General features: G+C 61.1%; 22 protein-coding genes and 2 tRNA genes. 18 read left to right on the forward strand and 6 right to left on the reverse strand.

Features of this window, described 5'->3' with window-relative positions; genetic code table 11:
* A complete protein-coding gene (gene rsgA, locus V6607_RS02730; protein ID WP_003217530.1) occupies positions 1-1,032 on the reverse strand; it encodes a small ribosomal subunit biogenesis GTPase RsgA in 1,032 nt (343 codons plus the stop codon).
* Positions 1,033-1,138: 106 nt separating this feature from the next.
* On the opposite strand from rsgA, the gene orn reads away from it, so the two are divergent.
* Positions 1,139-1,681 (forward strand): oligoribonuclease, encoded by a 543-nt coding sequence (orn, locus tag V6607_RS02735; protein WP_003217529.1) that lies wholly within the window; start codon positions 1,139-1,141, stop codon positions 1,679-1,681.
* Positions 1,682-1,886: 205 nt separating this feature from the next.
* Positions 1,887-2,504, forward strand: a complete 618-nt coding sequence (locus tag V6607_RS02740) for a trimeric intracellular cation channel family protein (RefSeq protein ID WP_172834585.1) — start codon at positions 1,887-1,889, stop codon at positions 2,502-2,504.
* Here V6607_RS02740 and queG read toward each other — a convergent pair.
* On the reverse strand, positions 2,483-3,565 hold the full coding sequence (gene queG, locus V6607_RS02745; protein ID WP_003217527.1) for a tRNA epoxyqueuosine(34) reductase QueG: 1,083 nt from the start codon (positions 3,563-3,565) through the stop codon (positions 2,483-2,485). The genes V6607_RS02740 and queG overlap by 22 nt on opposite strands.
* A gap of 62 nt (positions 3,566-3,627) precedes the next feature.
* Here queG and V6607_RS02750 point away from each other — a divergent pair, with 62 nt between their 5' ends.
* From V6607_RS02750 to V6607_RS02805, 12 genes are all read left to right on the forward strand, one after another.
* Complete coding sequence (locus V6607_RS02750) at positions 3,628-4,488, forward strand: NAD(P)H-hydrate dehydratase (RefSeq protein ID WP_134325639.1); 861 nt, start codon at positions 3,628-3,630, stop codon at positions 4,486-4,488.
* Positions 4,476-4,946 (forward strand): tRNA (adenosine(37)-N6)-threonylcarbamoyltransferase complex ATPase subunit type 1 TsaE, encoded by a 471-nt coding sequence (gene tsaE, locus V6607_RS02755; protein ID WP_003217524.1) that lies wholly within the window; start codon positions 4,476-4,478, stop codon positions 4,944-4,946. Before V6607_RS02750 ends, tsaE begins: the two co-directional genes overlap by 13 nt.
* 3 nt (positions 4,947-4,949) lie before the next feature.
* A complete protein-coding gene (locus V6607_RS02760) occupies positions 4,950-6,383 on the forward strand; it encodes an N-acetylmuramoyl-L-alanine amidase (protein WP_202948682.1) in 1,434 nt (477 codons plus the stop codon).
* Between the two features lie 14 nt (positions 6,384-6,397).
* Entirely contained in the window at positions 6,398-8,296 is a 1,899-nt protein-coding gene (gene mutL / locus V6607_RS02765; RefSeq protein ID WP_008439101.1) for a DNA mismatch repair endonuclease MutL, read from the forward strand.
* Positions 8,296-9,267 (forward strand): tRNA (adenosine(37)-N6)-dimethylallyltransferase MiaA, encoded by a 972-nt coding sequence (gene miaA, locus V6607_RS02770; protein ID WP_003217518.1) that lies wholly within the window; start codon positions 8,296-8,298, stop codon positions 9,265-9,267. The genes mutL and miaA overlap by 1 nt, the downstream gene beginning before the upstream one ends.
* Positions 9,268-9,360: 93 nt before the next feature.
* Positions 9,361-9,624: an RNA chaperone Hfq gene (gene hfq / locus V6607_RS02775; protein WP_003217515.1), complete on the forward strand. Its 264-nt coding sequence runs from the start codon at positions 9,361-9,363 to the stop codon at positions 9,622-9,624.
* Positions 9,625-9,636: 12 nt separating this feature from the next.
* The gene (gene hflX / locus V6607_RS02780) at positions 9,637-10,938 is read left to right on the forward strand and encodes a ribosome rescue GTPase HflX (RefSeq protein ID WP_003217514.1); all 1,302 of its coding nucleotides are present in this window, start codon (positions 9,637-9,639) and stop codon (positions 10,936-10,938) included.
* A 96-nt stretch (positions 10,939-11,034) separates the two neighbouring features.
* On the forward strand, positions 11,035-12,210 hold the full coding sequence (gene hflK, locus V6607_RS02785; protein WP_003217512.1) for an FtsH protease activity modulator HflK: 1,176 nt from the start codon (positions 11,035-11,037) through the stop codon (positions 12,208-12,210).
* Entirely contained in the window at positions 12,210-13,076 is an 867-nt protein-coding gene (gene hflC / locus V6607_RS02790) for a protease modulator HflC (protein WP_003217510.1), read from the forward strand. The genes hflK and hflC overlap by 1 nt, the downstream gene beginning before the upstream one ends.
* Before the next feature lie 301 nt (positions 13,077-13,377).
* Positions 13,378-14,565 (forward strand): ATP phosphoribosyltransferase regulatory subunit, encoded by a 1,188-nt coding sequence (locus V6607_RS02795; RefSeq protein WP_003217507.1) that lies wholly within the window; start codon positions 13,378-13,380, stop codon positions 14,563-14,565.
* A 54-nt stretch (positions 14,566-14,619) separates the two neighbouring features.
* A complete protein-coding gene (locus V6607_RS02800) occupies positions 14,620-15,909 on the forward strand; it encodes an adenylosuccinate synthase (RefSeq protein WP_003217505.1) in 1,290 nt (429 codons plus the stop codon).
* Positions 15,910-16,048: 139 nt separating this feature from the next.
* Positions 16,049-17,983, forward strand: coding sequence for a methyl-accepting chemotaxis protein (locus tag V6607_RS02805; RefSeq protein ID WP_008439098.1), 1,935 nt, complete (start codon positions 16,049-16,051; stop codon positions 17,981-17,983).
* A gap of 108 nt (positions 17,984-18,091) precedes the next feature.
* Here the strand turns inward: V6607_RS02805 and V6607_RS02810 are convergent, their stop codons facing one another.
* The 4 genes from V6607_RS02810 to V6607_RS02825 all read right to left on the reverse strand — a co-directional run bounded on the left by V6607_RS02810 (position 18,092) and on the right by V6607_RS02825 (position 21,174).
* Positions 18,092-19,657, reverse strand: a complete 1,566-nt coding sequence (locus V6607_RS02810) for an iron ABC transporter permease (protein ID WP_134325640.1) — start codon at positions 19,655-19,657, stop codon at positions 18,092-18,094.
* Positions 19,657-20,682 carry an extracellular solute-binding protein gene (locus V6607_RS02815; protein WP_008439094.1) on the reverse strand — a complete coding sequence of 342 codons (1,026 nt, stop codon included), beginning with the start codon at positions 20,680-20,682 and terminating at the stop codon, positions 19,657-19,659. Before V6607_RS02815 ends, V6607_RS02810 begins: the two co-directional genes overlap by 1 nt.
* A gap of 145 nt (positions 20,683-20,827) precedes the next feature.
* A tRNA-Leu gene (locus V6607_RS02820) sits at positions 20,828-20,914 on the reverse strand.
* Positions 20,915-21,087: 173 nt separating this feature from the next.
* A tRNA-Leu gene (locus V6607_RS02825) sits at positions 21,088-21,174 on the reverse strand.
* 224 nt (positions 21,175-21,398) lie between these two features.
* On the opposite strand from V6607_RS02825, the gene rnr reads away from it, so the two are divergent.
* The 4 genes from rnr (at position 21,399) to rpsR (ending at position 25,773) form a co-directional block, all read left to right on the forward strand.
* On the forward strand, positions 21,399-24,032 hold the full coding sequence (gene rnr, locus V6607_RS02830; protein WP_003217496.1) for a ribonuclease R: 2,634 nt from the start codon (positions 21,399-21,401) through the stop codon (positions 24,030-24,032).
* On the forward strand, positions 24,029-24,784 hold the full coding sequence (gene rlmB / locus V6607_RS02835) for a 23S rRNA (guanosine(2251)-2'-O)-methyltransferase RlmB (protein WP_003217493.1): 756 nt from the start codon (positions 24,029-24,031) through the stop codon (positions 24,782-24,784). Before rnr ends, rlmB begins: the two co-directional genes overlap by 4 nt.
* A gap of 307 nt (positions 24,785-25,091) precedes the next feature.
* The gene (gene rpsF / locus V6607_RS02840) at positions 25,092-25,514 is read left to right on the forward strand and encodes a 30S ribosomal protein S6 (protein WP_003217491.1); all 423 of its coding nucleotides are present in this window, start codon (positions 25,092-25,094) and stop codon (positions 25,512-25,514) included.
* Between the two features lie 28 nt (positions 25,515-25,542).
* Positions 25,543-25,773 carry a 30S ribosomal protein S18 gene (gene rpsR, locus V6607_RS02845; protein ID WP_002551829.1) on the forward strand — a complete coding sequence of 77 codons (231 nt, stop codon included), beginning with the start codon at positions 25,543-25,545 and terminating at the stop codon, positions 25,771-25,773.
* The last annotated feature ends 17 nt before the right edge of the window (positions 25,774-25,790 follow it).

The raw sequence follows: 25,790 nt of genomic DNA on the forward strand, positions 1-25,790 counted from the left end.
TTAATAGCTGGTCTCGGGCAAGCTGGCGATGATCGAGCGATAGCTGTTCATTCGCTGCTGCTGCACGCGGCCGTCTTCCAGTGCCTTGAGCAGGGCGCAACCTGGCTCGCGGTCATGTTTGCAGTCACGGAAGCGGCAGGTGCCGATCAAGTCGTTGAACTCGATAAAGCCCGCTTCAACATCGGCACGGCTCACATGGCCCAGGCCGAATTCACGGATGCCGGGGGAGTCGATCAGTTCACCGCCGCCCGGGAAGTGGAACAATCGCGCGGTGGTGGTGGTGTGGGTGCCCTGGCCGGACAGCTCCGACAATGGACCCACACGGGTTTCGACTTCCGGCAACAGGCTGTTGACCAGGGACGACTTGCCCACACCCGACTGGCCGACGAACACGCTGATGCGCCCGTCCAGTTCAGTCTGTAACTGTTCCATGCCATTGCCGTGATGCGCCGAGACTTCCAGCACCGGGTAGCCGAGGGTGCGGTACACCGCCAGCAACGCGTTGAGCGCCGGGGCGTTCTGTTCGTCGATCAGGTCGAATTTGTTCAGCAGCAACAGCGGGCGAATGCCGGCGTGTTCGGCGGCTACCAGGTAGCGGTCGATCAGGTTGGCATGGGGCTCAGGCAGTGGCGCGAAGACAATGACGATCATGTCGACGTTGGCCGCTACCGGCTTGAGCTGGCCACGGCTGTCGGGGCGACGCAGTTCGGTGGTGCGCGGCAACTGGGCGACGATCACGCCGATGCCCTGGTTGCCGGCACGCCATACCACCTTGTCGCCGGTCACCAGCGCAGGCAGGTTGGCGCGCAGGTGGCAACGGAACACCTGGCCGGCGTGATCGCCTTCGGTGGCCTCGACTTCGACCTGCACACCGAAGTGCGCGATCACCAGGCCCGTTTGCTCGGGGCCCAGGTCGCCGCCCTCAAGCGCTTCCACGGCGGAGGATTCACGTTTGGCGGCGCGGGCAGCGCGTTCGCCCTGAATCTTTTCGATGCGCCAGTTTTGGCGACGGTTGAGCTGGCGTTTGGCCATTGGTGTTCCGTGTCGATAATGCAAAGGTTAGGTGAAACGGTCGCGAGTCTAGCACGCCCTGCCTGCTAAACTGCGCAGCTACGCCAAGGTGCCAAGGAACCACGACATGCAAAACCCACAGAACCTGATTTGGATCGATCTGGAAATGACCGGTCTGAACCCTGACACCGACGTCATCATCGAGATGGCGACCATTGTCACCGACAGCAACCTCAACACCTTGGCCGAAGGTCCGGTGATCGCCATTCACCACAGCGACGCGGTGCTGGCCACCATGGACGAGTGGAACACCCGCACCCACGGCAACTCGGGCCTGACCCAGCGTGTGCGCGACAGCCGCGTGAGCATGGCTGAGGCTGAAGCCGAAACCATCGCCTTCCTGGAAAAGTGGGTACCCAAGGGCAAGTCGCCAATCTGCGGCAACAGCATTTGCCAGGACCGCCGCTTTCTCTATACCCACATGAAGGCGCTGGAAAGCTACTTCCACTACCGCAACCTGGACGTGTCGACCTTGAAGGAGCTGGCCGCGCGCTGGGCGCCGGAAGTCAAAGACAGCTTCCACAAGGGCAGCACCCACCTGGCACTGGACGATATCCGCGAGTCGATTGCCGAGCTGCAGCATTACCGCAAGCATTTCATCAAGTTCTGACTTGAGTTGTGGTGAGGCGTTTTTGTGGCGAGGGAGCTTGCTCCCGCTGGGCTGCGAAGCGGCCCTGAAAAATGGGACTGCTGCGCAGTCCAACGGGAGCAAGCTCTCTCGCCACATCAGCAAGAGCTTTAAGCTCTTCAGCGCTCGCCCCCTTTTGGTGCCATCACCAAATGATTAGACTGCGCGCCTCTTTGCAAGGATCGCCATCATGCTGCTGATGCTCTACCTCATCGCCATCACCGCCGAAGCCATGACGGGTGCCTTGTCCGCCGGGCGGCGCGGGATGGACTGGTTCGGTGTGGTGCTGATCGCCTGCGTGACGGCGCTGGGCGGCGGTTCGGTGCGTGACGTGTTGCTCGGCCACTACCCGCTGACCTGGGTCAAACACCCGGAGTACCTGGTGCTGACCTCCGTCGCGGCCCTGGTGACCATCTTCATCGCTCCATTGATGCGCCACCTGCGGTCGCTGTTCCTCGCGTTGGACGCCGTGGGCCTGGTGGCCTTCACCCTGATCGGCAGCATGACCGCCCTGGAAATGGGCCACGGCATGCTGGTGGCGTCAGTCAGCGGTGTGATCACCGGGGTATTCGGCGGCATCCTGCGGGATATCTTCTGCAACGACATTCCGTTGATCTTCCGCCGCGAGCTGTACGCCAGCGTGTCGTTCCTGGCCGCCTGGTTCTACATGCTGTGCATCTACCTTGAGCTGCCAAGTGAGCAATCGATCCTGCTGACGCTGTTCAGCGGCTTTCTATTGCGCCTGCTGGCGATCCGTTTTCACTGGGAAATGCCCAAGTTCGTCTACAACGACGACGTGCACTGACGTTCGGCGTGCTGGTTCAGCGCCCATTCCACATGTTCGCGCACCAGTTCCGAGGGGTATTCCCGACGCGCCTTCAGCGCTTCCAGCACCGGAATGCTTGATGGCGCATTGCCCAGGCCCACCGCCAGGTTGCGCAGCCAGCGCTCATAGCCGGCGCGGCGCAGGGGAGAACCTTCGGTGCTGCTGAGGAATTTGTCCTCGTCCCACATAAACAACTCGGCGAGCTCTGCGTTATCCAGGTTGTGCCGTGGCTTGAAATCGCCTTCGTCGGTAGGCCGCGCGAAACGATTCCACGGGCAAACGATCTGACAGTCATCGCAGCCGAATACCCGATTGCCGATCAGTGGGCGCAGTTCTTCGGGGATCGCGCTTTTCAGCTCGATGGTCAGGTAGGAAATGCAGCGCCGGGCGTCCAGCACGTAGGGCCCGACGAAGGCATTGGTAGGACAGATATCCAGGCAGGCGGTGCAGCGGCCACAATGTTCGGTGGCGTGGGGTGGGTCGACCGGCAACGGCAGGTCGACAAACAGCTCGCTCAGGAAGAAGTAACTGCCCGCCTTGCGATTGAGTACCAGGGTGTTCTTGCCGATCCAGCCCAGCCCGGCCTGCTCGGCGATGGCTTTTTCCAGCACGGGGGCGCTGTCGACAAAGGCGCGGAAGCCGAACGGGCCGATTTGCGCCTGGATGCGGTCGGCCAGTTGCTGCACGCGCTTGCGGATCAGCTTGTGGTAGTCGCGGCCCAGGGCGTAGCGGGAGATGTAGGCTTTTTCGGGTTTGGCCAGCAGTTGGGCCATTTGGGTGTCGCCCGGCAAGTAGTCCATGCGCAGTGAGACCACGCGCAAGGTGCCGGGTACCAGCTCCTCCGGGTGTGAGCGCTTGCTGCCGTGGGCGCCCATGTAGTCCATTTCGCCGTGGTAGCCGGCGTCGAGCCAGCGTTGCAGGTGCTGTTCATGCTCGGCGAGGTCGAGGCCGCTGATGCCCACTTGTTGAAAGCCCAGCTCGCGGCCCCAGTCTTTGATCGATTGGGCGAGGGCGGGCAGGTCGTAGGTAATAGCAGGCATGAACAAGAGAAACCGCAGGTTAGATGCGTATAATTCTGCCAGACATCAGAGCTTGAAGACGCATGCCGCAGACAAAACACGAAATACCCGACGTTCAGCACCTGTTGCCCGGCCAATTGCCGCAACTCGCTGCGCGTTCCCCGGACGCCCATAAAGGCCAGTTCGGCCATGTATTGCTGATCGGCGGCGACCGCGGTTTTGGCGGCGCCTCCTTGCTCAGTGCTGAAAGTGCCCTGCGCAGTGGTGCCGGCATGGTTTCCCTGGCGACCCGTAGCGAACACGTCGGTGCGGCGATGGCGCGGTTGCCGGAAGTGATGACGGTGGGCGTGCACTCGGCCAATCAATTGATGGGCCTGCTGGAAAAGATTTCCGTGATCGTCATCGGCCCGGGCCTGGGCGAGGTCTCCTGGGGCAAAAGCCTGCTGTCGGTAGCGGCCAATGCCAGGCAGCCGCAAGTCTGGGACGCCGATGCCTTGAACCTGCTGGCGGCGGGCAGCGTCAGCCTGCCGGCCAATTGCGTGATCACTCCGCATCCTGGCGAAGCGGCCCGCTTGATGGGTATTTCGACAGCCGAGGTTCAGGCCGACCGCCTTAACGTGGCGCGCGCCTTGAGTCAGAAATTCAATGCGGTGGCGATCCTCAAGGGTGCCGGCAGCTTGATCGCCAGCCCGGACGGTCGGGTTGCCCGCTGCGATCAGGGCCATCCTGCAATGGCAACCGCTGGCCTGGGCGATGTGTTGGCCGGCCTGGTCGGTGCTTTGCTGGCGCAAGGCATGCCGGCATTTGATGCCGCCTGCCTGGCGGTCTGGCTGCATGCCACTGCCGGAGATCGCCAGGGTACCTACGGTCGCGGGCTGGCCGCCAGTGACCTGATTCCTGCCATTCGTCAGTTGCTGGAGGAGCAATCGCCGTGTCTGAAGTAGTTCTTTTCCTGCCTGATGAAGACGCCATGGTCGCCTTGGGCAACCGTATTGCCCGGGTCACTCAAGGCTCAGGGCTGATCTTTCTGGAAGGCGATCTCGGCGCCGGAAAAACCACCTTGTCCCGGGGCATCATTCGCGGGTTGGGGCACGCGGGTGCTGTGAAAAGCCCTACGTTCACCTTGGTAGAACCCTACGAAATCGGTGACGTACGAGCGTTCCACTTCGACCTGTATCGCCTGGTGGACCCGGAAGAACTGGAATACATGGGCATTCGTGATTACTTCGATGAGGACGCCTTGTGCCTGATCGAGTGGCCAGATAAAGGCACAGGCTTTTTGCCAAAGCCGGACCTGACCATTACCATTACCCCGCATAAGCAAGGACGTCAGCTGAAGTTGTTGTCCCAGAGCGCGCGCGGCGAGTCGTGGTGCGCCGCCTTGGCATTGGAATTCAAATAATTGATGGGGTTAGGTATGCGCTTTCGCGCGTTGGTTACTGTCGTAGGGGTGTTGCTTGCGGCAATGACTTTCAATGCACTGGCGGCCTCACAGGTGAAAAGTGTTCGCCTGTGGCGGGCACCGGATAACACGCGACTGGTATTCGACCTGTCTGGCCCGGTTCAGCACAGCGTCTTCACCCTCACGGCGCCTGATCGCCTGGTGATTGATATCAACGGTGCGACCCTGGCCGCGCCGTTGAAAGTCGCCATGGCCAATACCCCGATTACCGCGATGCGCTCGGCCCAGCGTACGCCGACCGACCTGCGGGTGGTCATCGACCTGAAAAAGGCCGTGACCCCGAAAAGCTTCGTGCTGGCGCCCAACGCACAGTATGGCAACCGGCTGGTGGTCGACCTGTTCGACAACGCCGCCGATGCCGCGCCGCCGCCTGCGCCAACTCCAAGCGTCGCGACGATACCTGCGGTGCCGGTCAACCAGTCGCAACCCCAGGTCAAATTGCCGCCGTTGCCACCGGCTCCTGCGGGCAAGCGTGACATTATTGTGGTTATCGATGCCGGTCACGGCGGCGAAGACCCGGGAGCCTCCGGTTCGCGCGGCCAGCATGAAAAAGACGTGGTACTGGCCATCGCTCGCGAACTGCAGCGCCAGATCAATGGCATGAAAGGCTACCGCGCCGAGCTGACCCGGACCGGCGACTACTTTATTCCGCTGCGTGGCCGTACCGAAATCGCCCGCAAGAAGGGCGCCGACCTGTTCGTCTCGATCCACGCCGACGCCGCACCTTCGGCCGCGGCGTTTGGTGCCTCGGTGTTTGCCCTGTCTGATCGCGGCGCTACGTCCGAGACCGCCCGCTGGCTGGCGGACAGTGAAAACCGTTCCGACTTGATCGGCGGGGCTGGCAACGTATCCCTCGACGACAAGGACAAGATGCTCGCTGGCGTATTGCTCGATCTGTCGATGACTGCCTCGCTGACCTCCAGCCTGAACGTGGGGCAGAAAGTCCTGAGCAACATTGGTCGCGTCACCTCGCTGCACAAACAGCGCGTGGAACAGGCCGGGTTCATGGTGCTCAAGTCGCCGGATATTCCGTCGATCCTGGTGGAAACCGGGTTTATCTCCAACTCAAACGAAGCCTCGAAACTGGCCTCGGCCAGCCACCAGCAGGCGTTGGCGCGCTCCATCAGCGCCGGTGTTCGCCAGTTCTTCCAGCAGAACCCGCCGCCGGGCACTTATATAGCCTGGCTGCGTGACTCCGGGAAAATCGCCCAGGGCCCGCGTGACCATCGCGTGCAGCCGGGCGACACCCTGGCGATGCTGGCGGTGCGCTTCCAGGTGTCAGCGGCAACCTTGCGCAGTGCCAACAACCTCAAGACCGATGAATTGAAGGTCGGCCAGGTGTTGACCATCCCGGGCACTGAACTGGCGGCGCAATAATGAGCGAAACAGTCTTGAGCAATACCTCGCGCATCGAGCTGCTAAGCCCGCGTCTCGCCAACCAGATCGCGGCGGGTGAGGTGGTCGAGCGGCCAGCGTCGGTGATCAAGGAGTTGCTGGAAAACAGTATCGACTCCGGTGCCAGGCGCATTGATGTCGATGTTGAGCAAGGCGGCGTCAAGCTGCTGCGAGTGCGCGACGACGGCAGCGGGATTTCCTCCGATGACCTGCCGCTGGCCCTGGCCCGTCACGCCACCAGCAAGATTCGTGACCTGGAAGACCTGGAGCGGGTGATGAGCCTCGGGTTTCGTGGTGAGGCCCTGGCCTCCATCAGCTCCGTGGCTCGCCTGACCCTGACTTCCCGCACCCGCGACGCCGACCAGGCCTGGCAGGTTGAAACCGAAGGCCGCGACATGGCGCCCCGGGTCCAGCCGGCGGCACATCCGGTGGGCACCTCGGTGGAAGTACGCGACCTGTTCTTCAATACCCCGGCCCGGCGTAAATTCCTCAAGGCCGAAAAAACCGAATTCGATCACCTGCAGGAAGTCATCAAGCGCCTGGCCCTGGCGCGGTTTGATGTGGCTTTCCACCTGCGCCACAACGGCAAGACCATCCTCAGCCTGCACGAGGCCCATGATGATGCGGCCCGTGCGCGGCGTGTCTCGGCCATCTGCGGCGCGGGGTTCCTGGAGCAGGCGCTGCCGATCGAGATCGAGCGCAATGGCCTGCGGCTGTGGGGTTGGGTGGGTTTGCCGACTTTCTCCCGTAGCCAGGCGGACATGCAGTATTTCTTCGTGAATGGCCGGGCGGTGCGCGACAAGCTGGTGGCCCACGCGGTGCGCCAGGCGTATCGCGACGTGCTGTTCAACGGGCGGCATCCGACGTTTGTGCTGTTTTTCGAGGTCGACCCGTCGGTGGTCGACGTCAACGTGCACCCGACCAAGCACGAAGTGCGCTTCCGTGACGGTCGCATGGTCCACGACTTTCTTTACGGCACCCTGCACCGCGCCTTGGGCGATGTGCGGCCAGATGATCACCTGGCGGCGCCGATTGTCACGGCTGTTGTCCGTCCTTCAGGGCCGGAAGCCGGCGAGTTCGGGCCCCAGGGCGAAATGAGCCTGGCGGCCAACCTGCTGCAATCGCCGCAAGCCCAGCCGAGCTTTACCGCACCTGGTTCAGGCGCCGGCGCCGGTTATCAATACCAGTACACCCCGCGTCCGCAATCGGCGGTGCCGGTGGCCGAGGCCCAGGCGGCCTATCGCGAGTTTTTCGCGCCGCTGCCCGGCGCCGAGCCAGGTGCTGCCGCGTTGCCGGAAGGCCAGGGCGACGTGCCGCCGTTGGGTTACGCGCTGGCACAGCTCAAGGGTATTTATATTCTTGCGGAAAACGCCCATGGCCTGGTGTTGGTGGACATGCACGCCGCCCACGAGCGGATCATGTACGAGCGCCTGAAGATCGCCATGGCCAGCGAAGGCCTGAGCGGCCAGCCGCTGCTGGTGCCGGAATCCCTGGCGGTCAGCCAGCGGGAAGCGGATTGCGCCGAAGAGCACATCAGCGTGTTCCAGAAGCTGGGCTTTGAGCTGCAACGCCTGGGGCCGGAAACCCTCGCTATCCGCCAGATTCCGGCTTTGCTCAAGCAGGCAGAGGCCAACCGGCTGGTGGCCGACGTACTGGCAGACCTGATGGAATACGGCACCAGTGACCGGATCCAGGCCCACATCAATGAACTGCTCGGCACCATGGCCTGTCACGGCGCCATCCGCGCCAACCGCCGGCTGGCCTTGCCGGAAATGAACGGCCTGCTGCGGGACATGGAAAACACCGAGCGCAGCGGCCAGTGCAACCATGGCCGCCCGACCTGGACCCAGATGGGCCTGGACGACCTGGACAAACTGTTCTTGCGCGGCCGTTGATGAGTGCCTTGCCCCCCGCCATCTTCCTGATGGGCCCGACGGCCGCCGGCAAGACCGACCTGGCCATCGAGCTGACCAAGGTCTTGCCGTGCGAGTTGATCAGTGTCGACTCTGCACTGGTTTACCGGGACATGGACATCGGCACTGCCAAACCTTCAAAAGAGCTGCTGGCCCAGTATCCGCACCGGTTGATCGACATTATTGATCCCAGCGAGAGCTATTCGGCGGCGGATTTTCGCATCGATGCGCTGGCCGCCATGGCCGATATCACCGCGCGGGGCAAGATTCCGCTGCTGGTCGGCGGCACGATGCTCTACTACAAGGCCTTGCAGGAAGGTCTGGCTGATATGCCGCCAGCTGATCCACAGGTGCGCGCCGAACTTGAAGAAGAGGCTGCGCGCCTTGGCTGGCAGGCCTTGCACGATCAGTTGGCCATTGTGGATCCGGTTTCCGCCGCGCGAATTCATCCCAATGACCCCCAGCGCCTGACGCGAGCGTTGGAAGTCTGGCGGGTCAGTGGCCAGACCATGACAGAACACAGGCTGAAACAAACTGCGCAAAGTGCTGAAGCAGGCGCCTCGGGACACTCACAATTGCCCTATACTGTGGCGAATCTGGCCATCGCTCCGACGGATCGCCAGGTGCTGCATGAACGAATTGCACAAAGATTCACAATTATGTTGGAACAGGGGTTTGTGGAGGAGGTCGTAGCACTGCGTTCAAGAGGTGACCTGCATCCAGGGCTGCCTTCGATACGTGCTGTAGGCTACCGCCAAGTCTGGGATCATCTGGATGGCAAGCTGACGTCAGCCGAAATGCAGGAGCGCGGCATCATTGCCACGCGCCAATTGGCGAAGCGTCAGTTCACCTGGTTGCGCAGTTGGAGCGATTTGCACTGGCTGGACAGCCTGGACAGCGACAATCTGTCACGCGCCTTGAAATACTTGGGAACGGTCTCCATATTGAGCTGAGTCCTTGCAATTGCCGTCTATCCTTGGGGGTGTGACGGCCATGAGCTATCTATTTTCCGATTTTTATTATTGATCCTTAAAGGAGTGCGGCACATGTCAAAAGGGCATTCGCTACAAGACCCTTACTTGAATACTTTACGTAAAGAGAAAGTTGGGGTTTCCATCTATCTGGTCAACGGTATCAAGCTGCAAGGTACGATCGAGTCGTTCGACCAGTTCGTGATCCTGCTGAAAAACACCGTAAGCCAAATGGTTTACAAGCACGCTATCTCGACCGTAGTGCCGGTTCGTCCAATTCGTCTGCCTAGCGCAACCGAAGAACAGGGTGACGCCGAGCCTGCACCAGGTAACGCCTGATAGGAGTCTCCTTTGTTCTTTGAGCGCCACGGTGGTGGTGAGCGAGTAATCCTCGTTCACTTGGATGGACAGGACCCTGAGGCGCGCGAAGATCCGCAGGAGTTTCAGGAGTTGGCAAATTCGGCCGGCGCCGAGACCGTCGCGTTTTTTAACGTGCCGCGTCATCGGCCAACCGCCAAATTCCTGATCGGCAGCGGCAAGGTCGAGGAACTGCGCGACCTGGTCCACGCCGAAAAGGCCGATCTGGTGATTTTCAATCACATCCTCACGCCCAGTCAGGAACGTAACCTCGAACGAGTTTTCGAGTGTCGCGTGATCGACCGCACGGGTCTGATTCTCGATATTTTCGCTCAACGCGCCCGTACCCATGAAGGCAAGCTCCAGGTAGAACTGGCCCAGCTTGACCACATGAGCACCCGGCTGGTGCGTGGCTGGACTCACCTTGAGCGCCAGGGTGGCGGCATCGGCATGCGCGGCCCGGGTGAAACCCAGCTGGAAACCGACCGGCGTCTGCTGCGGGTGCGCCTGCGACAGATCAAGGGCCGCCTGGAGAAGGTGCGCAGCCAGCGCGAACAATCGCGACGTGGCCGTATGCGTGCGGATATCCCGACCGTTTCCCTGGTGGGCTATACCAACGCCGGCAAATCCACACTCTTCAACAACGTGACGAAATCGGACGTGTACGCGGCCGACCAACTGTTCGCGACCCTCGACCCGACCTTGCGCCGACTGGAACTGGACGACCTGGGGCCGATTGTCCTGGCCGATACCGTGGGTTTCATTCGTCACTTGCCCCACAAGCTGGTCGAGGCATTTCGGTCTACGCTCGAAGAGTCGAGCAATTCCGACCTGCTGTTGCACGTGATCGATGCGGCCGAACCGGATCGCATGTTGCAGATTGAACAGGTCATGGTGGTGCTGGGCGAGATTGGTGCCCAGGACTTGCCGATCCTCGAGGTCTATAACAAACTCGATTTGCTTGAAGGCGTTGAGCCACAAATCCAGCGCGACGAAAACGGCAAGCCCCAGCGGGTCTGGCTGTCGGCGCGTGATGGCAGTGGCCTGGAATTGCTTGAACAAGCCATTGCCGAGCTGTTGGGCAGCGATTTGTTCGTCGGCACCTTGCGCTTGCCGCAGCGTTTTGCTCGACTGCGTGCACAGTTTTTCGAGCTGGGCGCGGTACAGAAAGAAGAACACGACGAAGAAGGTGTCAGCTTGCTGGCCGTTCGATTGCCGCGCTCGGAGCTGAATCGGCTGGTCAGCCGTGAAGGCGTTGTGCCGACAGAGTTCATCGAACAACACACTTTGCAATAAAAGCCTGAGAAAGCGGTTGTGCCGCTGTGACAGGCATTCTGTAGCATTGGTCGGCGCGCCGTGGGTGCGTCTTTGCTTTATCAGATGGAGAGCGCTATGGCTTGGAATGAGCCGGGTGGCAACTCGAATAATCAGGATCCTTGGGGTGGTAAACGCCGCAATAATGGCGACCGCAAGGGGCCACCAGATCTCGACGAGGCCTTCCGAAAGCTGCAGGAAAGCCTGAATGGGTTGTTCGGTGGTGGAAAAAAACGTGGTGGTGACGAAGGCGGTCGTACGAGCAAGGGCGGTGGTTACGGCCTGCTCGGCATCGGCCTCGTCGTGCTGGCGGCCGTCTGGCTGTACAGCGCCGTCTATGTGGTGGACGAGCAGGAGCAAGCCGTGGTGCTGCGCTTCGGCAAGTACTACGAGACTGTCGGCCCTGGCCTGAACATCTACTTCCCGCCGATCGACAAGAAGTACATGGAAAACGTCACGCGTGAGCGTGCCTACACCAAGCAGGGCCAGATGCTGACCGAAGACGAGAACATCGTCGAAGTGCCGCTGACCGTGCAGTACAAGATCAGCAACCTGCAGGACTTCGTGCTGAACGTCGACCAGCCGGAGATCAGCCTGCAACATGCGACCGAAAGCGCCCTGCGCCACGTGGTGGGTTCCACCGCAATGGACCAGGTGCTGACTGAAGGCCGTGAATTGATGGCCAGCGAAATCAAGGAGCGCCTGCAACGGTTCCTCGACACGTACCGCACCGGTATCACCGTGACCCAGGTCAACGTACAGAGCGCAGCGGCACCGCGTGAAGTGCAGGAAGCCTTCGATGACGTGATCCGTGCCCGTGAAGACGAGCAGCGTTCGCGCAACCAGGCTGAAACCTACGCCAACGGCGTTGTGCCGGAAGCCCGTGGCCAGGCCCAGCGCATCCTTGAGGATGCCAACGGTTACCGCGACGAAGTGGTCTCCCGCGCCAAGGGTGAGGCAGATCGTTTCACCAAGCTGGTGGCCGAGTACCGCAAGGCACCGGAAGTCACCCGTGAGCGTCTGTACCTGGACACCATGCAGGAAGTCTTCAGCAACACCAGCAAGGTTCTCGTGACCGGCAGCAAGGGCGGGCAGAACAATCTGCTGTACCTGCCGCTGGACAAGATGATCGAAGGTGGTCGTAGCAGCACCAGCGCACCGGCTGCCGGTTCCAATGCTGCTGCCAACGAAGCGAGCGCCCGTGCGGCCGCTGACCTGCTGCAACAGCAAACACGTACCAGGGAGAGTCGTTGATGAGCAATAAATCGCTGACCGCCCTGATTGTGGGCGTCGTCGTGGTCATCGCTGCCTGGAACTGCTTCTATATCGTGTCTCAGACCGAGCGCGCGGTGTTGCTGCAATTCGGTCGCGTGGTCCAGGCGGATGTCCAGCCGGGCCTGCATGTGAAAGTCCCCTACGTCAACCAGGTGCGCAAGTTCGACGGCCGCCTGATGACCCTGGATGCACCGACACAGCGCTTCCTGACCCTGGAAAAGAAAGCCGTGATGGTTGACGCCTACGCCAAGTGGCGCGTCAAGGATGCCGAGCGCTTCTACACCGCGACCTCCGGCCTCAAGCAGATTGCCGACGAGCGTTTGTCGCGCCGTCTGGAATCGGGCCTGCGTGACCAGTTTGGTAAGCGCACCCTGCACGAGGTGGTATCCGGTGAACGTGACGCGCTGATGGCGGACATCACGCGTTCGTTGAATGCGATGGCGGAAAAAGAGCTGGGCATCGAGGTGATCGATGTTCGGGTCAAGGCCATCGACCTTCCGAAGGAAGTGAACCGCAGCGTGTTCGAGCGTATGAGCACCGAGCGTGAGCGCGAGGCTCGTGAGCACCGCGCCAAGGGTAACGAACTGGCAGAAGGGATCCGCGCGGATGCCGACCGTCAGCGTCGCGTACTGTTGGCTGAAGCCTATCGCGAGTCTGAAGAGGCCCGTGGTGATGGTGATGCTCAAGCCGCTTCGATCTACGCCAAGGCCTATGGCCAGGACCAGGAGTTCTACGCGTTCTACCGTAGCCTGCGCGCCTACCGTGAAAGCTTTGCGAACAAAACCGACGTCATGGTGCTGGACCCAAGTAGCGATTTCTTCCGCTACCTGGAAAAGTCCAAGTAACCCGCATGTAGTCTGAGAATCGCTCCGTCGGGCGGCTAAAATGCCGGGCGGGGTGATCCTTTCAGAAAACGGGTGTATGATGCGGCAGCCGGGAAATTCCCGGCTTTTTTGCGTCTGCATGTTTGATTGTGGTTTTGCTCCGCAGGCGCCACAGGTTTTTCGAGGAAAGTGCCCGACGAGGCCGATTGTTGGTCGTTCGTCACGTCGCTCTTGCGCGTGGTTTATGCAGGGGCCGGGTATTTTCTGCTTCACTCAAGGCTCGCCCGAGGGCTGGCCGCCCGGATCATAGGGGAATGGCGTAATGGCAACGGTAGACCGCTGGCTGCTGCCAGATGGCATCGAAGAAGTACTGCCACCAGAAGCTGCGCGCATTGAAATCGCGCGCCGCCAGGTGTTGGATCTGTTCCAGAGCTGGGGTTACGAGTTTGTCGTGACTCCGCATATCGAGTACCTGGAATCCCTGCTGACCGGCGCGGGCCAGGACCTGGATCTGCGCACCTTCAAGGTCATCGACCCGCAATCGGGCCGGCAAATGGGCTTTCGTGCCGACATCACGCCGCAAGTCGCGCGCATTGATGCGCACACCCTGCGTCGCGAAGGGCCAAGCCGCCTGTGCTACGCCGGCAGCGTGCTGCATGCTCAGCCGCGTGCCTTGTCGTCTTCCCGTAGCCCGATCCAGTTGGGCGCCGAGTTGTACGGCGATGCGAGCCCGAGCAGCGACGTGGAAGTCATCAGCCTGATGCTGGCCATGCTGCAATTGGCCGATGTGCCGGATGTGCACATGGACCTTGGGCATGTCGGTATCTACCGCGGCCTGGCCCGTGCGGCCGGCTTGTCGGGTGAAGTGGAACAACAGTTGTTCGATGCCTTGCAGCGCAAGGCCATCGATGAAGTGATTGCCCTGACGGCGGGCGTGCCTGCCGACCTGGCCGGCATGCTGCGTGCGCTGGTGGATCTGTGTGGCGGCCGTGAAGTACTGACCGCCGCCCGTGATCGCCTGGCGAATGCGCCGGCTGATGTATTGGCGGCCCTGGACGATGTGCTGGCGATTGCCGAGCAGTTGTCTGCGCGCTTCCCGCAGTTGCCGCTGTATTTTGATTTGGGTGAGTTGCGCGGCTACCACTACCACACCGGTGTGGTGTTTGCGGTGTTTGTCCCGGGTGTTGGCCAGGCCATCGCCCAGGGCGGTCGTTACGACGATATCGGCGCCGACTTCGGTCGCGCTCGTCCGGCGACCGGTTTTTCCACCGATTTGAAAACCCTGGTGACCCTGGGGCGTGCTGAGGTCGAACTGCCGTCTGGCGGTATCTGGATGCCCGACAGTACGGACGCAGCACTCTGGCAGCAGGTTTGCCAGTTGCGCAGTGAGGGTCAGCGTGTGGTCCAGGCCTTGCCTGGGCAGCCATTGGCCGCCGCCCGTGAAGCGGACTGCGACCGGCAATTGATTCAGCAGAACGGGCTTTGGCAAGTATCGCCACTGGCTTCTTGAGTTTTCCTGCCGGCCACTGCCGGCACCAAGTTTGCGCGAATGAGGACAAGTGTTATGGGTAAGAATGTCGTAGTCCTGGGCACCCAATGGGGTGATGAGGGCAAAGGCAAGATCGTTGATCTGCTGACCGAACATGCTGCCGCCGTAGTGCGCTACCAAGGTGGCCACAACGCTGGCCACACCCTGGTCATCGATGGCGAAAAAACCGTCTTGCACCTGATCCCGTCGGGTGTACTGCGCGAAGGCGTGCAGTGCCTGATCGGCAACGGCGTGGTGGTTGCACCTGACGCCCTGCTGCGCGAGATCACCAAGCTGGAAGAGAAAGGCGTGCCAGTGCGCGAGCGCCTGCGTATCAGCCCTTCCTGCCCGCTGATCCTGTCCTTCCACGTTGCGCTGGACCAAGCCCGTGAAAAGGCCCGTGGCGAGCTGAAGATCGGCACGACCGGTCGCGGCATCGGCCCGGCCTACGAAGACAAGGTTGCACGTCGTGGCCTGCGTGTGGGCGACCTGCTCAACATGCCGCGCTTTGAAGACAAGCTGCGTGAACTGGTGGATTACCACAACTTCATGCTGGTGGGTTACTACAAAGAGCCGGCCATCGAGTTTGAAAAGACCCTGGCCGAGTGCAAGGAATACGCCGAGCTGCTCAAGCCGCTGATGCTGGACGTGACTGCCGAGCTGCACGACCTGCGTCGCGCCGGCAAAGACATCATGTTCGAAGGCGCCCAGGGCTCGTTGCTGGACATCGACCACGGCACCTACCCGTACGTCACCAGTTCCAACACCACCGCTGGCGGCGTTGCGACGGGTTCGGGCGTTGGCCCGATGTTCCTGGACTACATCCTCGGCATCACCAAGGCATACACCACGCGTGTAGGTTCGGGTCCATTCCCGACTGAACTGTTCGACGACGTCGGCGCGCACCTGGCCAAACAAGGCCACGAGTTCGGCGCGACGACCGGCCGTGCCCGCCGTTGTGGCTGGTTCGACGCCGTTATCCTGCGTCGCGCTATCGATGTGAACAGCATCTCGGGCATCTGCCTGACCAAGCTGGACGTACTCGACGGCCTGGAAACCATCAACATCTGCATCGGCTACAAGGATGCGGAAGGCAAGGACGTTGCCCCGACTGACGCGGACAGCTACGTAGGCCTGCAGCCTGTGTACGAAGAAGTGCCAGGCTGGACCGAATCGACCGTGGGCGCCAAGACCCTGGAAGAACTGCCAGCCAACGCCCGCGCTTACATCAAGCGCGTCGAAGAGCTGATCGGTGCGCCGATCGACATTATTTCGACGGGCCCGGACCGCAACGAGACCATCGTTCTGCGTCACCCGTTCGCTTAATAAGCTGTTGATGTAAAAAGCAAAGGGCTCCTTCGGGAGCCCTTTGTCGTTTCCGCCTGGTAAACGGCACGACCCTTGCTATGGTTCTTTCTTTCGCGGTGCTATCAAATTAATGGCACCCGTGGTGGAGGGATTCCCAGTGTCTGCCGTTCTCTCATTGTTACAAAGCCGGCTGTTGCGGCCGGTGTTCGTTACCCTAGGTATCGCTCTTTTGGTGCAAGTACTGGTGGCCGTCGCCCTGACGCGAAGCACCGTCACTGCATTGGAAGCTGATTTGGGCAATCGCCTGGGCGTCGACAGCCAGAAACTGTCCGGCGAGTTGGCGCAAGCCGGCAAGGAAGTGACATCCAGCCTGGACAGTCTGTCTTCCAGCACGCGCCAGCGTCTGACGGCGGGGCTTTCCACGCGCCTGCAGGAAGAGCAGAAGCAACTGCGTGCGACCCTGGAAAAAGACCTGCAGGACTCTGCCAATGACATGGCGCAACTGCTCGCCTCGGTGGCGCCGCGCGCCATGTGGGACAGCGACGTGCCGACGCTGTCTGAGTTTGCCCGCAGGGCCCAGCGCAATCCCAACGTGTTGTTTGTGGTGTATGACGACGCGGCTGGTGAGCACCTGACCCGTTACCTCAATCGTGAAAACCCGATCAACCAGGCGCTGCTGGAAAAGGGCAAGGGTGAACGTGCCCTGGATAAAGTCCTGGATGCGGCGAAGAATGATCCCTCGGTGTTCTACGTCGAAGCGTCCATCAGCCCCAATGGCGTAGAGATCGGCAAGGTCCGCATGGGGGTTTCGACTGCCTCGGTCGAGGCTGACCTGGCCGCGCTGGACAAGCGTTTTGCTGCACTGATTGCCAGCGGTGACCAGTTGGTGGGCGACAGCCTCAAGGGTGCCGCGGCTGACAGCGCGGCGGCCATGGGCGCGCGTTTGCAGTCGGCGCAAGCCACCGCCACCCAGATGACCGCCAATACCACCAGCGCCGTGCAAGAGGCGGCGGGCACCTTGCGCTGGCGCATCGGCATGGGCCTGGCAGTTGTAGGTTTTGGTGTATTGCTGTTGATTGCTGTAGTGCTCGGCCGTCGGGTGGTCAATCGCCTGAAGCTGCTGATTGCAGCGATGGACGATTTGGCGGCAGGCGAGGGCGACCTGACCAAGCGTGTGCAGATCAACAGCCGGGACGAAATCGGCGACATGGCCTCGGCGGTCAATCGCTTTGTGGATAAATTGCAGCCGATCGTGCGTGAAGCCGGTGATGTGGCCCAGCGTACCGGCGTGGAAATCGGCGCGATGACCCTGCGCAATGCGGGTGCCGATGCGGCCGCCGGCTTGCAGCGTGATGAGGTTGCCGAAAGCCTGCGGGCGCTGTCGCAAATGGCGGATGAGGCCCAGGCGGAAAGCCATGCGATGCAGGCGGCCTTGCAGCAGGTGGTGGATATTCGCCAGGCGACTGATGAAAATTCCCGCACTTCAGCCGAAGTCGGAAGCTTGATCGAGGCGTTGGCGGGGCAGGTGCAGGCCGGTTCCAAGGTGATCGAGCGGCTGGCGCAGCAGAGCGAGCAGATCGAGGTGGTGTTAACGGTGATCCACGGGATTGCCGAGCAAACCAACCTGCTGGCGCTCAACGCGGCTATTGAGGCGGCGCGAGCCGGTGAGACCGGGCGCGGCTTTGCGGTGGTGGCGGACGAGGTTCGCGCCCTGGCCAGTAAAACCCAGAGTTCTACCGGCGACATCCAGGCCCACATCGTGGCCTTGCAGCAAGGCGCCCGTGAGGCCGTGGAAACCATCGGCAAGGCCGGGCGCCAGGCCAGCGAAGGTTTGCTGGTATTGCGCGACAGCGTGCGCCTGCAGCAGTCGGTGCAGGCCTCGGTGGAGCAGGTGCATGCAGCGATTGGCCTGGCGACGCGGGCGGCTGAGCATCAGGCGCAGGGTGCGCATGCGGTGCGTGGGCGAGTCGAGATCATTCATGCCCAGGCTGAGCGAGCGGCGCAGGCGGTGGTAGAGACTACAGCCAGTGGCAAAGTGCTGGATGGGTTGGCTGCGCAGTTGAAGGCGAGCTTGGGGCAGTTCCGGGCTTGATGTCGCCTGGTGCGGCCCTTTCGCGAGCAAGCCCGCTCCCACATTCGACCGAGTTCCACTTCTGGAATGCGAGCAAATGTGGGAGCGGGCTTGCTCGCGAAAGCTATTTCAGCGGCTCAGGTACATCCGCGTCGTAAGCAAATACACCGGCAGTCCCGACACCAAAATCAACAATGCCGCATAGGGCGCCGCTGCCGCGAATTCCACATTCGAGGTGTGCGCCCACACGGCAGTTGCCAAGGTGTTCAGCCCGGTAGGGCTAAGCAGTAACGTCGCCGTCAATTCCTTCATCGCATCCAGGAATACCAGCGCAAACGCCGCCCCCAATGCCGGGAAAATAATCGGCAGCGTCACCCGGCAAAACGCACTGAACGACGACGCGCCCAGCGTTCTCGCCGCCTCTTCCAGCTGTGGTGCTGCCTTGTTCAGCGCCGTGCGGATCGGCGCCTGGGCCAGGGGCAAAAACAGCAGCGCATAAGCGATCAGCAGCAATGCCGACGTTTGATACAGCGCCGGTACGTAATGCAGGGCGAAATACACCAGTGTCAGCGCAATCACCAGGCCGGGCAGGGCGTGCAGCAGGTACGGCAGGCGCTCGGCCCACAGTGCGAGCTGGCCCTTGTAGCGCACCACCAGCAAACCCACCGGCACGGCAAACAACAGGCAAAGCGCGGCGCCGCCGAGGGACAGCGCCAACGAAGAAAGCAGCGCCTCGCTGATCTCGGCTACCGGAAATGCCGCCGAACTGCCCACTGCCAGCCAATAACCGAGCATGCCCAGTGGAATGCCGCTGCCGATGATCGCCAGGAGCAGGCAATACAGCTGCCCCAGCGCCGCCCATTTGCCGAGTCGAACCTGTTCGGCATGCCGCGCCGCGCCCTGGCCGGTACGCACGTGTCGGCCCTTGCCGCGCACCCGCAGCTCCAGCCAGAGCAGCGTCAGGCACATCACCAGCAGCACCGCCGAAAGCATCGCCGCATTGGCGTTGCTGAACTCTAGCTCGAATTGCTGGTAGATCGCGGTGGTAAACGTCTGCAAGCCGATGATCGACAGCGCGCCGAACTCCACCAGCATATGCAGGGCAATCAACAGTGCCCCGGCCAGCAGCGACGGCCACAGCAGCGGCAAGGTGATGCGAAAGAATACGCCCCAGCGATTCAGTCCGAGGGTGCGGGCCGATTCTTCCAGGGATGGATCAAGATTGCGCAGGGTTGCCGCCACCGGCAGAAACACCAGCGGGTATTTGGACAGGGTCATCACCAGGATCGCTCCGCCCAACCCTTCAAAGTTGGCGCTTAACGAAACCCAGGTAAAGCTGCTGACAAACGCCGGCACCGCGAACGGCAGGCACAGGATCACTCCCCAGATCCGCCGCCCCGGCAGGTTGCTGCGTTCCAGCAGCCAGGCCAGGGACAAGCCGATCACGCCGCAGGCCACGGTGACGCCGACCATCAGCGCCAGGGTGTTGCGCAGCAACCCGAATACATAGGGCCGCCACAGCAAATGCACCGCTTCGGCCCATCCTGCCTGCCAGGCCTTGAGGCCGACATACGCCAGCGGCAACAGGCTCAGGCCTACCAGCAGCAGGACTGGTAGCAGCAACCAGATCGAAGGGCGTTTGCGTCTCGGCGTAAAACCCCCGCGCAAGGCGGGGGCGGGGAGCGATGGGTTCATCAGTTCAAGCCAACGTCACGTTCCAGTTCCAGGGCTTCTTCGGCGTTGCCCAGGTCGGCAGGGGTGACTTTCGGCGGTTGCAGCTCGCTGAAAGGCTTGAGGCCGCGGTTGGATTCCATGCCCTTGCGCAGCGGGTATTCGGCGGAAGTGTTGGTGATCACCCGCTGGCCTTCTTCGCTGGCCATGAATGCCAGCAGTTGCTGGGCTTCCTTTGGATGCTTGCTGGATTTCAGTGCAGCCGCGGCAGACACGGTGATCAGGCCACCGGCATCGCCGTTGGTGAAGTAGTGCAGCTGCGAATCCAGGTTGGTTTTTTCTTTCTTCAGGGCGAACCAGTAGTAGTTGTTCACCAAGACAGTGGCGACTTCGCCATTTTCCACGGCCTTGAGCGCAACCATGTTGTTGCTGTAGACCTTGCCGAAAGCGCGCAGGCCGGTCAGCCACTCTTCAGCCGCTTCGCGACCGTGCAGCTTGATGATCGCTACGGCTTGTTCCTGGAACGCGCCGCTGGTGGGCACGAAACCGACCTTGCCTTGCCACTCGGGCCCGGCGAAATCCAGTACCGACTTGGGCAGGTCTTTCTCGGCGATCAGCTTCGGGTTGAAGGCCACGACGCGGGTGCGTGCGGTCACGCCCATCCAGGCGCCGTTGGCGGCCACGTATTCCTTCGGCAGGACGTCGAGGGTGCTGGCGTCGATGGTTGCCAGCAGGCCTTGCTCGCCGAGTTTATTCAGCGGCGGCGATTCTTCGGTGTAGATCACGTCGGCAGGGGAGCGGTCACCTTCTTCGACGACCTGGCTGGCCAGCTGGTTGCTGCTGCCCTTGCGCACATTGACGTGGATGCCGGTCTTGGCTTCGAAGGCCTTGGCAAGTTCATCGCCGACCTCCTTGTGTTGGCCGTTGTACAAGGTCAGTGCAACCTTGTCGGCAGAATAGGCAGCGGGCGAGAGCAGGGTCAGGCCGAGCAGAGTGATGGTCAGGCCACGCAGAAGGGATGTCTTGAGACGGGTATCGCGGATCATCATCCGGGGTTTTCCTCACTTGAGTGCAACAAATCCTTACAAGGATAAACGATAAAACTTCTCAAGTGCGGACGAGGGGGGAAATCACCGGTCAGGTTTTCAAACCCCGGAAACGAAAAAACCCGCTTTCGCGGGTTTGATCTGAATTTGGTGCCCAGGAGAAGACTCGAACTTCCACGACCTTGCGATCACCAGCACCTGAAGCTGGCGTGTCTACCAATTTCACCACCTGGGCATTATCAACGCTTGCGCTGTTGATGGAGCGAACTATACGGAGGGCTTTTTGATCTGTAAACCCCTGATTCAAAAATATAAATCAAGATTCTTGTTAAAAATCAAAGGCCTGAAACGCAAAAACCCGCTTTCGCGGGTTTTTGGAGACTCAAGGCATAACCTTGAGTTTGAAATTGGTGCCCAGGAGAAGACTCGAACTTCCACGACCTTGCGATCACCAGCACCTGAAGCTGGCGTGTCTACCAATTTCACCACCTGGGCAGCATCAACAACGTTGCCGTCGTCGATGGCGCGCACTATACGGAGGCTATTTTGAGCTGTAAAGCCCTGCCATGAAAAAAGTCTGGAATATTTCGCCGACGGTCGCGCAAGGTGCATTCCAAGGGCTACAAAGTGCTTTTACGGGCTTGTTGACACCTGAAATTTCCCGTTTCAATACGCGTATGCCAAACTAACCCGCATATAGACAAGGTGAAAACTCTCTAATGGCCGATTGGCAGTCCCTCGATCCCGAGGCCGCTCGTGAAGCGGAAAAATATGAAAACCCTATTCCTAGCCGCGAACTGATCCTGGCGCACCTCGCCGATCGGGGTTCGCCTGCTAGCCGCGAGCAGCTGGTTGAAGAATTCGGTCTGACCACCGAAGACCAACTCGAAGCCCTGCGTCGCCGCCTGCGCGCCATGGAGCGCGATGCCCAGTTGATCTACACCCGCCGCGGCACCTACGCGCCGGTGGACAAGCTCGACCTGATCCTCGGCCGCATCGCCGGCCACCGTGACGGTTTCGGCTTCCTGATCCCGGACGATGGCAGCGACGACCTGTTCATGAGCCCGGCGCAAATGCGCCTGGTGTTCGATGGCGACCGTGCCCTGGCCCGCGTTTCCGGCCTCGACCGTCGCGGTCGCCGTGAAGGCGTGATCGTCGAAGTGGTGTCCCGTGCCCACGAGTCCATCGTCGGCCGTTACTTCGAAGAAGGCGGCATCGGCTTCGTGGTGCCGGATAACCCCAAGGTCCAGCAGGAAGTGCTGATCACCCCGGGGCGCAATGGCGCCGCCAAAGTGGGCCAGTTCGTCGAGGTGAAAATCACCCACTGGCCCACTGCGCGCTTCCAGCCACAGGGCGATATCGTTGAAGTGGTCGGCAACTACATGGCGCCGGGCATGGAGATCGATGTTGCGCTGCGCACCTACGATATCCCTCACGTCTGGCCTGAGGCTGTGCTCAAAGAAGCCGCCAAGCTCAAGCCGGAAGTCGAAGAAAAAGACAAAGAGAAGCGCATCGACCTGCGTCATCTGCCGTTCGTCACCATTGACGGCGAAGATGCCCGCGACTTCGACGATGCGGTCTACTGTGAAGCCAAGCCTGGCAAACTGCGCCTGTTCTCCGGCGGCTGGAAGTTGTTCGTCGCGATTGCCGACGTGTCCAGCTACGTGAAGATCGGTTCGGCCCTGGACAACGAAGCCCAGGTGCGCGGCAACTCGGTGTACTTCCCCGAGCGCGTCATCCCGATGCTGCCTGAGCAGTTGTCCAACGGACTGTGCTCCCTGAACCCGAAAGTCGACCGTTTGGCCATGGTGTGCGAGATGACCATCTCGAAAACCGGCGAAATGACCGACTACCAGTTCTACGAAGCGGTGATTCACTCCCAGGCGCGCCTGACCTACAACAAGGTCAGCACCATCCTGGAACAGCCGAAAACCAGCGAAGCCAAGGCCCTGCGCGGTGAGTACGGGCATGTCGTGCCGCATCTCAAGCAGCTCTACGCGCTGTACAAGGTGCTGTTGGGCGCTCGTCACGTGCGTGGCGCGATCGACTTTGAAACTCAGGAAACCCGGATTGTCTTCGGTTCCGAGCGCAAGATCGCCGCAATCACCCCGACCACCCGTAACGATGCTCACAAGCTGATCGAGGAATGCATGCTGGCGGCCAACGTGGCCACCGCAGAATTCCTCAAAAAGCACGAGATTCCTGCGTTGTACCGGGTGCACGACGGCCCGCCGCCGGAGCGTCTGGAGAAGCTGCGCGCGTTCCTCGGTGAGCTCGGCCTGTCCCTGCACAAAGGCAAGGACGGCCCGACGCCGAAGGACTACCAGGCTCTGCTCGCGAGCATCAAGGACCGTCCGGATTACCACGTGATCCAGACCGTCATGCTGCGCTCCCTGAGCCAGGCGGTGTACAGCGCCGATAACCAGGGCCACTTCGGCCTGAATTACGAAGCGTACACCCACTTCACCTCGCCGATTCGTCGTTACCCGGACTTGCTCACGCACCGGGCGATCCGCAGCGTGATCCATTCCAAGCAGAACACCCCGCACGTCAAGCGTGCTGGTGCCATGACCATTCCGAAGGCACGGATCTATCCGTACGACGAAGCGGCCCTGGAACAGTTGGGCGAGCAGTGCTCCATGAGCGAGCGCCGTGCCGACGAAGCCACCCGCGACGTAGTGAACTGGCTCAAGTGCGAGTTCATGAAAGACCGCGTGGGCGAGTCGTTCCCGGGTGTGATCACTGCCGTGACCGGTTTTGGTTTGTTCGTCGAGCTGACCGACATCTACGTCGAGGGCCTGGTGCACGTCACCGCCTTGCCGGGTGACTACTACCACTTCGACCCTGTGCATCACCGCCTGGCGGGTGAGCGCACCGGTCGCAGCTTCCGTCTGGGCGATACCGTGGAAGTGCAGGTCATGCGCGTCGACCTCGACGAGCGCAAGATCGATTTCGGTATGCCTGACAAGCCGGCTGAACCGACTGGCCGTAAAAAACGTGGCAGCGAAACTGCAGCCCCGGCCAGCAAAGGCAAAGGCGCTCCTGCGAAAGCGGCGGTCGCCGAGCCTGCGCCAGCCAAGCCTGCGCGTCGTTCGTCTGCCAAGGACAAGGCCCCCGAAGCCTACCGCCCTAGCGATGCCGCGGCGAAAAACGCGGAGCTGCGCAAGAGCCGCGAGTTGAAGCAGCAGTTGCTCAACGAAGCCAAAAGCGGTGGTAAAGCGGCGTCTGGGGGAAAGTCCCGCGAGGCGGAAAAGCCGTCGAGCAAGCCGAGTAAACACCGTAAAGGCCCGCCAAAAGCGGGTTCGGCCCCCGCGAAAAGCGGCGGGTCGCGCAAACCTAAGGCCAAGTCATGAGTCTGGAAAAAATCTACGGCGTGCACGCCGTAGAAGCATTGCTGCGTCACCACCCGAAACGCGTCAAGCAGGTGTGGTTGGCAGAAGGCCGCAGTGAGCCGCGTGTTCAAGCGCTGGTCGAACTGGCCAATCAGAACAAAGTTGCCATCGGCCAGGCCGAGCGGCGCGAGATGGACGTCTGGGTCGAAGGCGTTCACCAGGGCGTGGTAGCCGACGTCAGTCCAAGCCAGGTCTGGGGCGAAGCGATGCTCGACGAGCTGCTCGACCGCACCGAAGGCGCACCGCTGTTGCTGGTGCTCGACGGCGTGACCGATCCGCACAACCTCGGCGCCTGCCTGCGTTCGGCGGATGCCGCCGGTGCGTTGGCGGTGATCGTGCCTAAAGACAAGTCGGCAACCTTGACGCCTGTCGTGCGTAAAGTCGCCTGCGGTGCTGCGGAAGTGATTCCGTTGGTGGCCGTGACCAACCTGGCGCGTACCCTGGAGAAACTCCAGCAGCGCGGCCTGTGGGTTGTGGGTACGGCGGGGGAGGCTGAGGTCAGCATTTATGACCAGGACCTCACCGGCCCGACCATCCTGATCATGGGGGCCGAAGGCAAGGGCATGCGTCGCCTGACCCGCGAGCATTGCGATTACCTGGTGCACCTGCCGATGGCCGGTAGCGTCAGCAGCCTCAACGTTTCAGTCGCAACGGGCGTCTGCCTGTTCGAAGCCCAGCGCCAGCGCGGCGCCAAGGCTAAAGCCAAGAAATAACCAAGTCTGGCGCAGGTCAAAATGTGGGAGGGGGCTTGCTCCCGAATACGGTGTATCAGTCAGTGCATTTGGTGACTGGCACATCGCTTTCGGGAGCAAGCCCCCTCCCACATTTGTTTTTGTGGTGTATGGGGGCTGTTCAAATAATCACCAATCACCTTGCACCCTTTCTCCCCCTTCTCTACAATTGCGCCCCTTGCCTTCATGGCAGGCACGCATGTGCCTCCCTTCGGCAAGATCCATAAGTGTCATTCACTCCTTGTCTGACCGTTTTTGAGCGGCAGGCTACAACCCGTAAGGAGCATTCATGCGTCATTACGAAATCATCTTTTTGGTCCACCCGGATCAAAGCGAGCAAGTCGGCGGCATGGTAGAGCGTTACACCAAGCTGATCGAAGAAGACGGCGGCAAAATCCACCGTCTGGAAGATTGGGGCCGTCGTCAACTGGCCTACGCAATCAACAATGTTCACAAGGCTCACTACGTGATGCTGAACGTTGAGTGCACTGGCAAGGCCCTGGCCGAGCTGGAAGACAACTTCCGCTACAACGATGCAGTGATCCGTAACCTGGTCATCCGTCGCGAAGAAGCCGTTACCGGCCAATCCGAGATGCTCAAGGCTGAAGAAAACCGCAGTGAGCGCCGTGAGCGTCGCGACCGTCCTGAGCACGAAGGCGCTGAAAGCGCTGATAGTGATGACAGCGACAACAGCGATAACGCTGACGAGTAATCCACGGACCTTTTAAGGAGCCTATCAAATGGCACGTTTCTTCCGTCGTCGTAAATTCTGCCGCTTCACCGCTGAAGACGTGAAGGAGATCGATTACAAAGATCTCAACACTCTGAAAGCCTACGTATCCGAGACCGGCAAAATTGTTCCAAGCCGCATCACCGGTACCAAAGCTCGTTATCAGCGTCAGCTGGCCACCGCTATCAAGCGCGCCCGCTTCCTGGCCCTGCTGGCCTACACCGACAGCCACGGCCGCTGAGACCGGGCAGTCGACAA

Source organism: Pseudomonas sp. KK18, assembly GCF_037094675.1.
Lineage (GTDB): Bacteria > Pseudomonadota > Gammaproteobacteria > Pseudomonadales > Pseudomonadaceae > Aquipseudomonas.